Here is a 13,648-nt window from a genome sequence, read left to right as displayed (position 1 = left end):
GCATAATTCTCTTTTTGAACACTTTTCAAAGTACACAGAAATTGCAAATTCAGGTTTTTTGTTATCTATATATCCATACCCCTTAATCTCATCAGCAATTTTTCTTACCCAAACTCCTCCAATTATTTGGCCATTCAAATCTACAACTAAACAATAATAGTCTTTTTTCTTGCCGAATCTTGGACATAGATATTACCCCTTGGTTCTTTAATGACTTCTTTTGGGATTTGATTTGTTATATTTGAGTGATAATTTTCTTCATACAGTCTGCTAACGTCCGCATCACAGGCTTATCCAATAAATGTGTTTGTTATGCTGTTTCAGATTTCAATAGTTATCACAGAACCATTCTTTCATGCTATTCTCAATTAGTTCTACAAGTGAGTCAAACTCGTATTCTTTTCCATAACTCAAGTTAGCCGTATCTCCAATGCAGAATTTGTTGTCAACCCATCGTAAAACATCATCATCTTTTGCCCCCAACCACAATTCTAGCTCATCCCACCATTCATAGAGTATCTCATCCTCACATCGATGGAAATCAAACCCGTCAAGGCATGGAATACCATTGGTGATTTGATAAAACTTGACAAGTTGACCAATCGCAGAAATCGGCACACCCCTTCTCAGCGCAGTACTACGGAAACTCTCTACCTGTATTGATGAGGCAGGAAGTATTTCAGCTCCGTACTCATCAAATAGTGGTTTTATTAGTGTTTTGATATTTTCTTTCATTAATTCACTTTTATCGCACAATGTTCCACATTATCGGCAGCAAAAAGTGGGGGTGCTGAAACATGGCGGAAGCCGCGCCGCTTTTTGCTACCCGAGTGCATGTGTTGGTTAGCCCTTGATTAAGCTTCATTACTTTATTTTCTGGATCTTATTCATTGGATAAGTTTGGTCAAAATATGCCTGTTCAGGGCCATACAATCTTAGATAGACAAAGAAGGATTCTCCTTTATTAGATTGAATCCAATTGTTTTCTTTTCCTTTTGGTGCTTCAGGACCAAAATATAAATCCACAGATCCATCGCTGTTTGTAACTAACTGTTCTGAGCGTGAAGAAAGGTCTGCACGTCTGGTCTCATTTTGAATGATCAAATGGTTCGCTATATCGTAGACCGTAATGGACCAGAAGAGTGCCGCTGGTGGATTAGGTTCGATGTGGAGGCTATAGTTATTTTCTCCCATAAGTGCATTGCCATAAGCCCCTATATACGCAGAGCCTTTTCCTGCGACTCTCGATACCATTCCGGCAGAGGTAGTTACTGCTTCAAATGTATAAGAAGTACGCTCGTTAAACATTGAATAGGTTTCCAAATCTATTTTAGGATCCATCCCTGCCATAGCATCTTCCCATCCCGAGTCATTTCCATAAAGTGATGAAGCGAATTTCGCTTTGGTTTTACTAAATGCAGTGGCTTGAGCCATTGCCATTCCAGTTTTTACACCTTCGAGTAAAATCTCTTTTTGATATGCATTTGGATTAAATGGTTTTACTTTCTCAATGCCCAAATCTCTTAACCAGGCATAGAAAAAGCGATCACGATCAGCCATAGGCTCTTTTTGCACATAGGCATTGACCAACTCCCAATATCTCATATCTTCAGGTGCCGTCCCTATGACAACCTTATCTTCTGATTTTGGAGAAAAAGTAACATATTTTGTTTTTGGTGGATTATCAGCTTCAGATAATTTGTACGAAGTTACAGCCGTTTTTAGTTTTTCTGCCTCTGCCCCTGTACCCAATACTCGGTAAAAATAAACAACTATAAAAGTATCACTATGTACGATTTCACCTTTAAAATCTTTCGGATAATCCTGACCTGGCCCAACAAAAAGAAGGGGCTCTGCTTTTCCTGAACCAATCTCTTTAATGGGCTCTTGCCAAGCATTATTGGCCACACCAAAAATACCTCCAGCGGGTATGTTAACAACTACAGGACCAGTAGCTGAAAGATCTAAATGAGCTACAACAGTATAGGGTGTTGTAACATTTGCTGTGACAAAAGGATAAACGGCATCATATCCTTCGTGTAACCCTATTACAATTTCATCATCGTTATGTCCTAAATTCTCCTTTGCAGCTTTTGTTGACTGATACAAAGAAGTTATCGGCATGGCCCAAAGCGTGAGTTGAGAAGCACGCTGTAAATCAATTTCTCGATTCAATTTTGCAGCCGAAGCTTTGGTTATCGTCTGGTTCTGATATTCAATTTTTCCCAGATACGTGTCCTGCGTGGTCTGTGCCGCAATAGCAAGGCTCCCCAAATTTCTGAAACCCCATTATATGGCCAAGATCTTTGTAAGGATCTGGTAGTGAGGAATTTTTACAATAAGCATACTATTTCTCCAATAAGTATGAACAAAAGGACAGGCACTATAATTCTTTGGGAAGCTGCCTCTTTCTGGCTGGTCAATTTCTATCATGCACACCCGTCCTTCTCAAAAACATTGCTTTCTCATCATTTCCGATAATTCATAGTCATAATATATATTTTGACATGCAGATGCACATGTTGCGTAGGGGAGTTTCCCCAACTCCATGCACTGATAAATACAAGTCGTATTGTGCCAAAAACCTTCAGCCACGCATCCCCAAGGGCCATGATTCGTTCCTGTAACCATCACTCCATCCACATATACTATTCGGTTCACTTTAATATCAGCCGCCACAGCATCGCCTTCTGAGGTATCAACCACCATCGGGTCACCAACCACACCATATAACGTTATGCCGCTTTTGATATTGTTGGAAAGAAGATCTTCGGCCCCTGGAACTGTACCAGCACCGCTGTGGTATCCTTCCGGGATAGCCTGTTCATTAACTCCTGGGGTAATGGTGAGTGTACCATTGTCTGGCATCGTGCCGGTTAGTCCTAATTCATTGACATTGGAAAATGTTACACCCTCTAACACTTGGTCGGGTTGTGCATTGCCTGTGGGATCAGACGATGATGGAGTCTGTCCTGCGGCTACCTGTAGGGCATGGATAGCTTCTGCAAGACCCTCCTGATGGTTACCGTCTACGTCATGGGCACCAGTAAATTGCGGAAATAAAAGAGTGAAAAGAATAACCGCTTTTACAAAACCGACTGCATTCCAACTTTTGTTGTCTATCGACACTGCATTCTCCTTACATTTTAACCGCATTATCAACACCTATTGTGAGATAGAACAAACAATGTACACCGCTGTCTTTTATTTTGAAAGTACCACAGCGTGATCAAATTCACGGGATCGATTAGTGGTGTACCTTGTATGTTGTTATAGCCAGTGACTGTGTCGCCTGCAGTTCAACTGATAAACTAATGGGTTAGGTGTATGCAACGAAGCCGATTGTTAAAGATTGTTAAAAGGACAATATCCATTTGATAACTCTTGAAATGAATAAAGGGTAGTCCTGTTTCACATGATGGCCCTTTACTGTGTTCAGATGTCTTTCGACTTTACGATGATTTGCAATCTGTGCCGTTAGCAATCTTTAATTTCAAACTATCTCAAGCGTTCCAGGCCATATACAATACATTCATTGATACAAAGAACGAGGCTGGATATTTCACGAGTCGAGATGGCCTGCAAGCGGAGGCGCACAGGGAGTTACACTACTTGGGTAGGTGACTCCCCGTTGCAACGATGAATAGCGGGCTATATCGACTCGCCCGAAGGGTGGAAAGTTATGATGGAAGCCCCTGAGTATCTATGTACAAACTGTAACCTGAAGCCCCTCAGTACCAAAACAATTTAAGCTGATGTTATTACTTAGTAATAAATGATAGACAACACGTTTTTCATGAAATATCCAGGCTGGTTTGTGCACGATGTGATGCCTTTCTAACTGTAGCATCTCCTGGCCAAAGTATTTCGTAGAATACTCCGAAAAAAAGCTGATCTGTACCCTATCTGTAATCGACTCCATGTTATCTTTAGCCTAACAAGAAAATGGCATGCAAACCTATATAGTTCGAATATACAGACGTAATAGCGAAAAGCCAGATTGGGTAGTTGGTGTTGTTGAGGAGGTTGAAACTGAAAACACCTGGAAATTCAGCGCGCTGAGTGAATTGCGGTCAATATTTCGTGGTGAAGAAGACAAGGGCAACGCGAAAGAACTGAATGAGCCTTAGCAGCGGATTGTGGATGGAAAATCGTGAGGAAAATAATGGAGAGGCTGTAGCAGGTTAAAAAACATATCATGGAACGGATCAATTCACCTTAGAGTCGCGGTGCGGTATCTTACTTCATGATAGTTCGTGGCATTCGGGTCAAACTTCAATTCATTGCAGGGGGGAAATGTGAAAAAAATTAAAAGTGTATTTTTTGTAGTCACTGTCGTTTGTGCATTAAGTATCGCTACAATAGCGAGCAGTTTAACTCTTGATTGTGAACTTACCGACTTGGATGACAGCCTGGGAACAGCAGGGGACCTTTGGCAGGCTACATATCCTCTCAATTTCTACTCGGATCCAAGTAACCCAACTTTAAACGAAGTATTTTATGTATTCGATGATAGATATAACTTCGCAATCACCTTTGATAGTGATCTGTATGAATCCATTGAGTGGGTAGATAAACCAGATGTCAGTGGCTACTTCGATGTTTCAATAACGCAACAATTTTCGCCTTACTACGGCGGGTATATTCAATTCAGTTTCAATGCTGATACTTTCGGAGGCCAAGTTTTCCCTTTTTCAATTCAATTTGTCTGGTTGGGTGATGGCGACCCTGACAGCCAATCATGGCTTACTTACAGGGATATCCATTATTCGCCAATTTGGGCAATTCCATCAAGTTATGGGGATGTCAACATTACCGAGATTAATAGGTTGGACACACCTGTGCCGGAACCGTCAACGATATTGCTCTTTGGAGTTGGATTAGCAGGAATTGCTGGTTGCCGAAGAAAATTTGGTCGACAATAAAATATTCAAGGAAGAATGAGAACTGCCCCCATTCTTCCATTAACCTGAGATGTCGTTGAGAGGGTACTGTGCCATTTGTGAAAATCTCTGCCTTACCTGCAAAGTCATATGAGATTGAAGAGGTAATAAGAGCGGTAGAAGTCAGATTGTATGAAGGTAAAGGGGGATTTCTACCAGTGGGAAGCGCCACAGTATTGTGGCAAACACTTAACGCTATAGCGCACACACCTGAGGCTACTGGTAAACAGGAATATCTGTATGAGTTTGATGCAGAGAAAAAAGAGTTTCCTATTTTTGTTGATTTATATCTTACATCTGTCTTCTCATATGGAGAAATCGCCAAGATCATGAACTCGGTTACATCAACAATAGCAGAACTGACTGAAATTGATCCAAGATTTGTCTTTATCCACTCTCATATAGGTAATCCAGGTCATGTGTTTATCGATAATGGTGTCTGGCCGTGTGATATTGAGCATGCGGGAATTAAACCTGAAGAGTTAAAAAATAATTAAGACCTGGGGCGGCGGGCAAGTCTTTGCTTGACTCTTGTTGAGCATCTGGTGAATTTCTTCAACCCGATTTCTTAGTTGACTGTTCGTTTTAAGCTTCTTTTCAGTTCTCGTGACTATACTGCTCACCGAACTGTATTTCAGGACCTCAAATTCACGACCTATCTCTTCTAGCCGTAAACCACATCTTTTTCTGGCAAGATATATAGCCACGTTGCGAGCCTCGTTGACTTGACCGCGTTTGGTTTGTTCAAGTCGTCGCTGTTCAACCTCATAATATTGGCATACTACCAATTTTATTTCGGCTATTGTCGGAGCAAGATTCTTGGTTTGAGGGATTTCCGTATTATTTTGAAGCTGCCGATATGTGGCTTTAACCCATTTAATAAAATCCTGGGAGCCAAAAAATGGAGAAAGGTTCTTCTTACCAAAGAAATTGGTGATTTCGGCAGAGTCTTCACATTCGACAAAACTCTTGTACTGTCTTTTGGCTTTGATCTGATCGCGGTCAAACATTTCAAGCAGTGACTTCTTATGTAACCAATCCCACTTTTTCGCTGAAGAGATATAGCCATGATGGCAGGACCAGAGGTGATCACCTACAGCCTTGCACATATGTGCCCTGACAGGGTTTCTGTGAATGTAACGCAACAGCTCAAGTAGATGACTGTTTTCTTGCACGAGAACGCTTTTGTAGCGTCCACGAAACAGCTGTCCATATATCTTTCGTCTTCGGTTGTAACGCTGGGTATAAACACCGTTTATATGTCGCATAGCTCGTGACAGATTGCCAGCAGGTGTCTGAACCAGAATATGGTAATGATTTGACATAAGGCAAAATGCAGAAACCCGGAGGTTAAACATTTCAGAGGCTTCCTGTAGCAGATCAATAAATGCCTTATCGTCATCAAAGTCTGTAAAGATGTTTTCGCCGCGCCTTCCACGGTTCATTACGTGATAGCAGGCACCTGGATATTCTATTCTAAGGGGTCTCGTCATAGGAAGGAGGCTAATGGATTCTGCAAGATGAGTCAAGCGAAGACTTGACCCCTTTTTGACCCATTTTAAAATAAATATAAACATGGCCTGGATTGCCAATATGGGTGTGAATAAATACTGAAGCACCCCCATTTTCACATACAAAAATGCGGGGTAGAGAAACTTAGAGGCCCCTTTTTACCTATAAACAAGGGACCTCTAATGGTAAAACCAACATCTTTTCGACACGGATCAGTTGTACTCCAAACAACTTGATTTGATCCGACCCCAATTAATACGACTCCTATATGGCAGTGTACACAGGCACACCAAACATCGGATTCGGAATCGGCGGGATCGGAAGGAATGGCCAGAATTGTACCCAAGTCCAGGTCAGGTACACACCATTTCCTTGATCAATGGCTTTCATACCTGCAAAGTAAACGCCTAGTGCTGCTGACGCCACGCCGAGCACTGCTCCAAGAGGCGCCGCCGGGATCGCTGCAACACCTGCTGCGCCTCCCAGTATTCCTGCTGTGATTCCGCCACCCGCCTCCAAGTACTTCATGCCCGGTTCACCAACTACCAGTACAACACCCCAGGGCTGAACCAGGAATTGAAAATCGCTAGCCACCTCGAAAAAACCTTGTAAATTGGTGCCTTCCTGGTAGGCAGGCTCTCCAGCGCCAAGGGATGCGAATGCGGCAACCGACTTCATCTGTAGTGAGACAGATTCTCTATATTCTTCTTCGACAAAAACACCCTGAGCTTCCAATATATCAAGGGGGTCTTTGCATAGCGCAATATACTCCGACTCGTCGGCCGCTGCTTTCTTGAAAAATGCCTTTAGCGCCTTAATGTGAATTGACGATTCTTCGTGGTTTTTGATTGAAGATTGTAAATTATTCATAGAATTCTCCTTTCTCATTTAACATGCCAATTTACCAAGAATGCATAACTCGTCCTTGAGTATTGATTAATTGTGTAAATTCTGCAGGTTAATAGAGCAAATTGGGGACAGACCCTTTTTTTTACTCATAATCAGACTAAACTATTGAGATAGATGCTTATTTAATTTGCTTGCATATAGCGTCCCAAACTGTCCAATAGTTTGCATCTTCACCACCTTTAATTGATACAATTCCAACCATACCAAAACAGTTCGAGTTGCAACCAATATCCGGATTGCTATAATCAGCACAAGATAGAATTTTTTCTTCAAAGAATTTACCTGTTGCCTTCACAGTCACACGAAAAACCCCGGACAAACTTGGTGTATGCAAAATCGCAGTAGGATTGTCTGAGCTAATTACACCAGCCCAATCACCATCTTGCTGTTCAATCTTGACTTGCCACTTTATAATCATTTCCTCAGTCTTATCTTGTGGTGATATATATGCCCAAAATTGTGCTCCTTCATATATTTTCAAGTCACCTTTTACATTTGCCTTTCCAACCATCATCATTCCTCCTTTTCAAGTTAATTGAATTGGGGACAGCCCCCGATTACGATTAGAAAAGGAAAAGGGGTCAAGTCTTTGTTTGACTCATCTCTTCCGACCATTAGAATTTCTATTCTGAAACTACATTAAAGTGCTCAACTTACGAGAAGTGGACTGGTTTTTTATTATAAGAACCACCAACCCTCGTCAAAAAACGGCTCACATCAAATAACAAGCCACCACCCTTTAATATTCTCCCCAATACGTTCGCCAGCCGCATCCTGCTCATAACTGAGGTTAAATTCTTCGTGTACCGCTAGGAAATATTTGGAGATGCAAAGAGTTCGAAAACTCTACTGATAGAGCTGCAGTTATCATCTCACTCGATGATAACTGCAGTTGCCTATTGGGAAATGTGATAAACGCAATTCAATGAGTGACCATTAATATGGATGCACCACATCAACACTTTTGAGTTCAACATTGCCAGCATCGTCCTTAGAAGCTCTTATTTTCGTCATACAGATTGGAGCAGGGTCTTGTGAGACCGTTTCTTCAATGCAGAAAAAGCAGTAATTCGTCCCTGCTACTATCTGTTTTTGAAAGCCTATAGGCTCAAACCCGACACCGACATAACCTTCAATTGCAACCTTTTTAATAACAATGTTAAAAACTTCCTTATCCGATCCTGATATTTCTTTTGAATAATTTGTCCAACCTCCTGGCAGCATAGCAACCTCCTTGAATTGTATTTGGAAATCATTTTGAACAACTCCTCTTATGATCAACAGGCAATATTTAACCTGTTCAGACTTAAGCGACTCATTCTATTTACGGCCCGGAGACCTCACTGGTATACGCACCAACATGGATAATATTATGATAAAGGGGTCAAATTTTTGCTTGACTCTTCTCTTTCTCCCCAACCATCGTCTTTTTGCTGAAACTGCATTAAAGTATTGTAATTGCGATCAATCACCGCCCCTCCCAATTTTCCATATTACGATTTGCGTATCCGTCTCCGGCCCATCGCAATTCCGGCTAACCCAGCTCCAAAAAGTAGTATTGTCGCTGGTTCAGGCACAGGCGCATTTGATGGTCCAAGAACGGGCGCCTCCAAGTGTATTATTTCATCAATGTTGACAGTGCCCAGACCATCAAAACGGCTCTCAACGTAATCCAACTCCCTTAGATAGAGGCTCCAATATTGAGAGCCACCTGGATCATCAACACCTGTCCAAATAAATTGGATTGAGAAATCATTCCCTATATCTTCATAGGGTAAATGAGCCCTACTGGCCGTAAACGTAAGTGTTTTGTCAAAAGAGTTTAACGGCCTTCCGGCCAACCAATAATCAGGCTCAAAAATACTATTGATATCATTATCAACCCATTCAATCGATTCATAGTTAACTCCCCAAAGCCTGATTTCTATAACAGCGCCAGACCTCACCAAAGGATCTGACCAGTTTGAGGTACCCAAAGTGTAGGTAGCCTGCCATAAATCTCCTCCTGCCCCCTGGCTATCATCCAAATCCTCAAGCACACAACTTATCAAAGAGCTCTGTGCAATGGCCGGTAGACCTGCAACACAAACCGTAAAAATCGTAAGGAACAATCTCTTAAAGTTCTTCATCCTCTTCTCCACTTGTATTGATAGTTTCCTACCTTTAGTGCCTTGGCCCTGAACTTCAGTCATAAAAAACAGGTAACGCAGACTCCGAGAAACTCAGGAATACTATTTGAAATCGTAAGGTTCATCTGACAGACAGTGAACGTTGAGAGACCTTCGATGCACTTATACCCCTCAGGTAAGCGATAGACTCCGAGTGGGGACTGAACTGAGTCTCGGCTTATTTCCCGTCTACCGGTGTTAGATTTAGATAGCCCCATGAAAAACAGAATCCTTCATTTTTCATTTTGATTGTCACCCATATGGTCTTTCTTGTTTGAAAACATATCCAATGAAGTGATGTCCTGTTTTTCACTAACCTCATCAATGCATCAAACTGACAGGCGTGGAGAGGGTATACTGCATTACATTTCTTTTTTCATTTCCTGCCTGTCAGTTTCAGGTATCCCTGACCCTTTCACGTTCTCTTTGCAGTTTTTATTTTCAAAAATTGAAACTAATTCCTGCAGTGAAACAAATTTCCAGGTTTCTCCCGTTTCGACGCTCTCGGCAACACCAACCACTTGCTCAACGTTGTCGCCATCACGTCTATAAATTCGAACTACATAGGTTTCTAAAGACATGCTCTCTCCTTATAGGTAAAAAGTAACATGGGGCCGATTACAGATGGGGTACAGATGAGTTTTTTTGTAGATTAATTAGAAAAAACTATGCAAGGGGAGATGGAGACGCAACGGTACTTCAAAGAAAAAGTCAGTTTTCGATATTGAGTAATTGTTTATGCAAGGCCTGTGTGACCTGTGATGGTTCAATATTTAAGGCATCGACAAGTATCGATTTGAGTTCATCGTAAACCTTCAACGCTTTAGCTGTTTCACCTAGTGCTGAGTAGTTTTTCAGCAATCCCTGATAGAATTCTTCAGCAAGGGGGGCAAATTCTATTCCTCTACGATAGCAGGTAATACTCTCATGGTGTTTATCACGGTCAAACAGGTGTGCAGCAACGGTTGCTATGGTGCGTACCATTTTAAATCGCAACCTCTCACGCATGATAGTAGCCCATGGTTTATCAGTGTCTTGCACCAGAAAATGACCCGAGTACATTTGCACTACTTTGCTGTACAAGGTGTCGTCCGCTATATCCAATTGAACGCTTTTCCCCAAAAGTCTTTCAATACACCATGCATCAACCCAGCAGATATGTGGGTTAATACTGATCAGCCCTTCTGAGCGTATAATGGCATTTTGCACGCCCAGCCATTTTCTCAACCTGAAGAGGGTCGTCGCCAGGGCCTGATGTGCGGCATCACCATCCGAGTCCGGCCACAGCACATCACTCAGACGGCTTTCACTCACATCACGCCCACCAAATGCAATTATTGCTTTAAGTAACTCCAAAATTTTGATTGAGGATTTCTTGCCAAATTTTAAAGCGACACCATCTTTTATGATAGAAAACCGCCCTAAGGTATAGACACGCAGCATCCATGGCCAATTCTCGAGTTCAACAGGTGGGTCAGGAGTTTGTAAGTTTCTCTTTTGAATTATTTTTTGCGCATACTCCACTTCAATATCGTGTTTGAGGCAAAATACAATCACCGGTGTAATAAATGAGGTGCGCCAAAAACTGAAATTATAATATCCCTCTACGCGACCTATGGCCATTGTCTGCTTGAGCAGCTCTACCGCACGGTCCTTATCGCCGTTATCTATACGATATTGCGCCTCTGACAAATCGGCCAGAAAGAGGTAAAGTCTGCTGTTGCAGAGTTTTCCATAACGACGGCATTCTGCCAGATGAGAATCTCGCTCTTTGAATTTACCGATTTCGTGACATACCTGGGACATACCAAAATGGGCAACTCCAATAATCGGTTTGGCACCAGCTTTATATATGTTATCAAGTGCACTTTGTTGATAGGCGTAAGCTTCCTGAATCTTGCCTCGAATGAGTGCCTGCCAGGCACGCTCATGGTAATAGTAAAAAACATCAAACCTACGGCATTGAGAGAGGTTTGCAGACAGCTCATCGAGCCATATATCAGCTTCATCTGCGTTTCCTTCACTAAGAGAACTTACCGCACCCTGCATCTTGAGTATAAAATTCCATATAACTATCCCCGTCTGTGCTGAGAGTTGAAGGCCATTCTCAACCGCAGTCTGTGTCGTCTTATAGTCCCCTTCCATCCTACCATGCCAGGAAACTGCAAAATGCCCCATAATCCTTGCAAAAGGCTCTGCATCTGGAGATTCAGCCATAGCTTTAATCTCTTGAAGAACATTGCTTGCCACACCGAGGTTTCCAGTCCAGTAGCTATGGGACAACAGGAAGAAACATGTAAATATGCGCAGTGATATGTCCCGTTCTTCGGTGAGTACATCCATTGCCTTTGCCTTCCAAGATGCAAACTCAGGGTGATCTGGTTGCCTGAAGACCAGGCTCATAAACATTGCTGCAGCAATATGATTCTTCAGATGTGTGGGTGGAGTGTTGTTATTCTTGGCTAAAAGTTCGTCGAGGATGGCGATCCAATGATCGAGTTCAGATAAATCATCAAGTGCATGAAGTATGGATTCTGCTATTCCGCACCATGCCGCAAACTGGCCGCTGATATCACCCAGTTTTTTCTGTTCTTCAAATGCTTGCTTAAAGTGCGATTTGGCAAGAGAAAGGTCATACGGTAACAGACACATTCCCGCCCAATACAGGACCCACGGATTTTCAAGCTGTAGCTTGGCTGGGATTTTGTTAATCCAGCTTTGGATCGTCTTCGCCTGTCCCCTCTGTATATATCTTGGTGTTTCTTTACAAAGAATTCTGATTAACGTGGGATATTCCTCGACCCTGGCAAACAGCGTCGCAGCTTCCTCTATTTTCCCGTTTTCATAGAGAAGCCAAGCGCTTCTGCGCAGAAGAGGACCTAAAATATCTGCATCAAATACTGCCTCTGCCTTGTTAAGTAAAAACTCACGAAAGAGTGGGATATATTGAAAAGTTCCTCCAGTATGCATGGTAATAAAGTAGTTTTTCAGTAACAGTGTTTGCAAAATATTGCCTGCGCTATCCGCTCCGCTGATCTCTTTTGCCATAGCTTCTGTAAAACTGCGTAAAAAGGAGGTCTTAAGCAGGAATTGCTGAACTACAAGCGGTTCTGACTCAAATACTTCACCAGCAAAATAGTCAAATAGAATTTCTTCTGTATTATTATGACAATTATCGGATGGTTCAGTCTGTCTGTTCTTCTGATTGAGCATGAGGATTACTCCAGCCACCCAGCCTTGAGATCGCGCATAAATAATGTCCAGCTCATGAGAAGAGTGTTCACCATGCGCATAATTTGCTACAATCCTGTCGGTCTCCTTACGTGTTAGGCGCATCTGAACTCCTTTAAGCTGAAGGAGTTGATTGTGCATTCGCAGGCGAGCCGTGGATTGCGGCGGAGCATTTCTACTTACAAAAATGATATGTGTGGTTTCAGGGACACTGCTAACTGCACTTGCTAATAAACCCGATAGTTTGGATTCAGTATCAACTTCCTGAAAATTATCAAAAATTATAAAGGAATCAGGTGGCAGCAGATGGTACAGATTTTCAAAGTAATTGCGTGAAAAATTTTGGATATCGTGCTGATATTCAAGTGTTAATAACGGGAGTGGAGAAGAGCCTGCCGGAAGAATCCTTTTGGCAGCAAGCCCGAGGTAATAAAAAAACGCCGCCAGATCTCTGTCACCAGAATCACATTGATACCAGATAAAGCTCGCTTTACGGTAAGCGAGATAGCTTGCAACCAACGAGGTTTTACCTGAACCAGCAGGTGCTGTAATCCAGGTAGCTGGCATAGAAGTGTTCTCGTCCAGGAATTGAAACAGTCGCCTCCGGGGGAAGAGGCCATCCGCGGAAGGACAATTGATCTTAACAAGATTTAATTCAGAAGCAGCATGTGGATGCATTTTCGCTCGGATGGAGGATGTGTCTTGGGGGCATCCCCATTCTATTTGAGTATCAGAGTTTTTCAATTGAAAATTGTAATTTGAAATAAGGTGGCTCAAGTCCCTACTTGACTCATCTCTCTTGTGGTTACAAATCCCGACATTCAAAATAGAAGAGGAGTTCTCCATTTCATGTTTCCTCATTGTCTTGTTTGATATGTAGATTGT

The 13,648-nt window shown here is 42.2% G+C and carries 13 protein-coding genes; 3 read left to right on the top strand and 10 right to left on the bottom strand.

Translation table 11 applies throughout. The features are described 5' to 3' along the window. Positions 1–327 precede the first annotated feature (327 nt). The 3 genes from ACX6CI_RS03515 to ACX6CI_RS03505 form a co-directional block, all read right to left on the bottom strand. The gene (locus ACX6CI_RS03515; RefSeq protein WP_458776795.1) at positions 328–735 is read right to left on the bottom strand and encodes a hypothetical protein; all 408 of its coding nucleotides are present in this window, start codon (positions 733–735) and stop codon (positions 328–330) included. A gap of 129 nt (positions 736–864) precedes the next feature. Further along, entirely contained in the window at positions 865–2,274 is a 1,410-nt protein-coding gene (locus ACX6CI_RS03510) for a DUF1254 domain-containing protein (RefSeq protein WP_458776794.1), read from the bottom strand. A 174-nt stretch (positions 2,275–2,448) separates the two neighbouring features. Beyond that, entirely contained in the window at positions 2,449–3,129 is a 681-nt protein-coding gene (locus ACX6CI_RS03505) for a hypothetical protein (protein ID WP_458776793.1), read from the bottom strand. A gap of 821 nt (positions 3,130–3,950) precedes the next feature. On the opposite strand from ACX6CI_RS03505, the gene ACX6CI_RS03500 reads away from it, so the two are divergent. From ACX6CI_RS03500 to ACX6CI_RS03490, 3 genes are all read left to right on the top strand, one after another. Then, positions 3,951–4,130 (top strand): hypothetical protein, encoded by a 180-nt coding sequence (locus ACX6CI_RS03500; RefSeq protein WP_458776792.1) that lies wholly within the window; start codon positions 3,951–3,953, stop codon positions 4,128–4,130. Between the two features lie 168 nt (positions 4,131–4,298). Beyond that, the gene (locus ACX6CI_RS03495) at positions 4,299–4,925 is read left to right on the top strand and encodes a PEP-CTERM sorting domain-containing protein (RefSeq protein WP_458776791.1); all 627 of its coding nucleotides are present in this window, start codon (positions 4,299–4,301) and stop codon (positions 4,923–4,925) included. Between the two features lie 68 nt (positions 4,926–4,993). Further along, positions 4,994–5,440, top strand: a complete 447-nt coding sequence (locus ACX6CI_RS03490) for a hypothetical protein (protein WP_458776790.1) — start codon at positions 4,994–4,996, stop codon at positions 5,438–5,440. Here ACX6CI_RS03490 and ACX6CI_RS03485 read toward each other — a convergent pair. From ACX6CI_RS03485 to ACX6CI_RS03455, 7 genes are all read right to left on the bottom strand, one after another. Then, positions 5,426–6,520 (bottom strand): transposase, encoded by a 1,095-nt coding sequence (locus ACX6CI_RS03485; protein ID WP_458776789.1) that lies wholly within the window; start codon positions 6,518–6,520, stop codon positions 5,426–5,428. The two genes, ACX6CI_RS03490 and ACX6CI_RS03485, sit on opposite strands and share 15 nt — an antisense overlap. Before the next feature lie 199 nt (positions 6,521–6,719). Continuing rightward, positions 6,720–7,325 (bottom strand): hypothetical protein, encoded by a 606-nt coding sequence (locus ACX6CI_RS03480; protein ID WP_458776788.1) that lies wholly within the window; start codon positions 7,323–7,325, stop codon positions 6,720–6,722. Between the two features lie 157 nt (positions 7,326–7,482). Beyond that, complete coding sequence (locus ACX6CI_RS03475; RefSeq protein ID WP_458776787.1) at positions 7,483–7,881, bottom strand: hypothetical protein; 399 nt, start codon at positions 7,879–7,881, stop codon at positions 7,483–7,485. Between the two features lie 419 nt (positions 7,882–8,300). After that, on the bottom strand, positions 8,301–8,588 hold the full coding sequence (locus ACX6CI_RS03470) for a hypothetical protein (protein WP_458776786.1): 288 nt from the start codon (positions 8,586–8,588) through the stop codon (positions 8,301–8,303). A 269-nt stretch (positions 8,589–8,857) separates the two neighbouring features. Beyond that, positions 8,858–9,493, bottom strand: coding sequence for a PEP-CTERM sorting domain-containing protein (locus ACX6CI_RS03465; RefSeq protein WP_458776785.1), 636 nt, complete (start codon positions 9,491–9,493; stop codon positions 8,858–8,860). A 401-nt stretch (positions 9,494–9,894) separates the two neighbouring features. After that, on the bottom strand, positions 9,895–10,113 hold the full coding sequence (locus ACX6CI_RS03460; RefSeq protein ID WP_458776784.1) for a hypothetical protein: 219 nt from the start codon (positions 10,111–10,113) through the stop codon (positions 9,895–9,897). 130 nt (positions 10,114–10,243) lie between these two features. Beyond that, complete coding sequence (locus ACX6CI_RS03455; protein ID WP_458776783.1) at positions 10,244–13,330, bottom strand: BTAD domain-containing putative transcriptional regulator; 3,087 nt, start codon at positions 13,328–13,330, stop codon at positions 10,244–10,246. Positions 13,331–13,648: the final 318 nt, after the last annotated feature.

The organism is Desulforhopalus glucosivorans (assembly GCF_054397165.1).
This window is presented reverse-complemented; position numbering and strand designations above follow the sequence as displayed.

What these genes read in the sequence shown, in the direction of transcription:
- ACX6CI_RS03515 (WP_458776795.1), bottom strand. Translation starts at nt 735, where the DNA reads ATGAAAGAAAATATCAAAACACTAATAAAACCACTATTTGATGAGTAC.
- ACX6CI_RS03500 (WP_458776792.1), top strand. Translation starts at nt 3,951, where the DNA reads ATGCAAACCTATATAGTTCGAATATACAGACGTAATAGCGAAAAGCCA.
- ACX6CI_RS03485 (WP_458776789.1), bottom strand. Translation starts at nt 6,520, where the DNA reads ATGTTTATATTTATTTTAAAATGGGTCAAAAAGGGGTCAAGTCTTCGC.
- ACX6CI_RS03480 (WP_458776788.1), bottom strand. Translation starts at nt 7,325, where the DNA reads ATGAATAATTTACAATCTTCAATCAAAAACCACGAAGAATCGTCAATT.
- ACX6CI_RS03475 (WP_458776787.1), bottom strand. Translation starts at nt 7,881, where the DNA reads ATGATGATGGTTGGAAAGGCAAATGTAAAAGGTGACTTGAAAATATAT.
- ACX6CI_RS03470 (WP_458776786.1), bottom strand. Translation starts at nt 8,588, where the DNA reads ATGCTGCCAGGAGGTTGGACAAATTATTCAAAAGAAATATCAGGATCG.
- ACX6CI_RS03465 (WP_458776785.1), bottom strand. Translation starts at nt 9,493, where the DNA reads ATGAAGAACTTTAAGAGATTGTTCCTTACGATTTTTACGGTTTGTGTT.
- ACX6CI_RS03460 (WP_458776784.1), bottom strand. Translation starts at nt 10,113, where the DNA reads ATGTCTTTAGAAACCTATGTAGTTCGAATTTATAGACGTGATGGCGAC.
- ACX6CI_RS03455 (WP_458776783.1), bottom strand. Translation starts at nt 13,330, where the DNA reads ATGCCAGCTACCTGGATTACAGCACCTGCTGGTTCAGGTAAAACCTCG.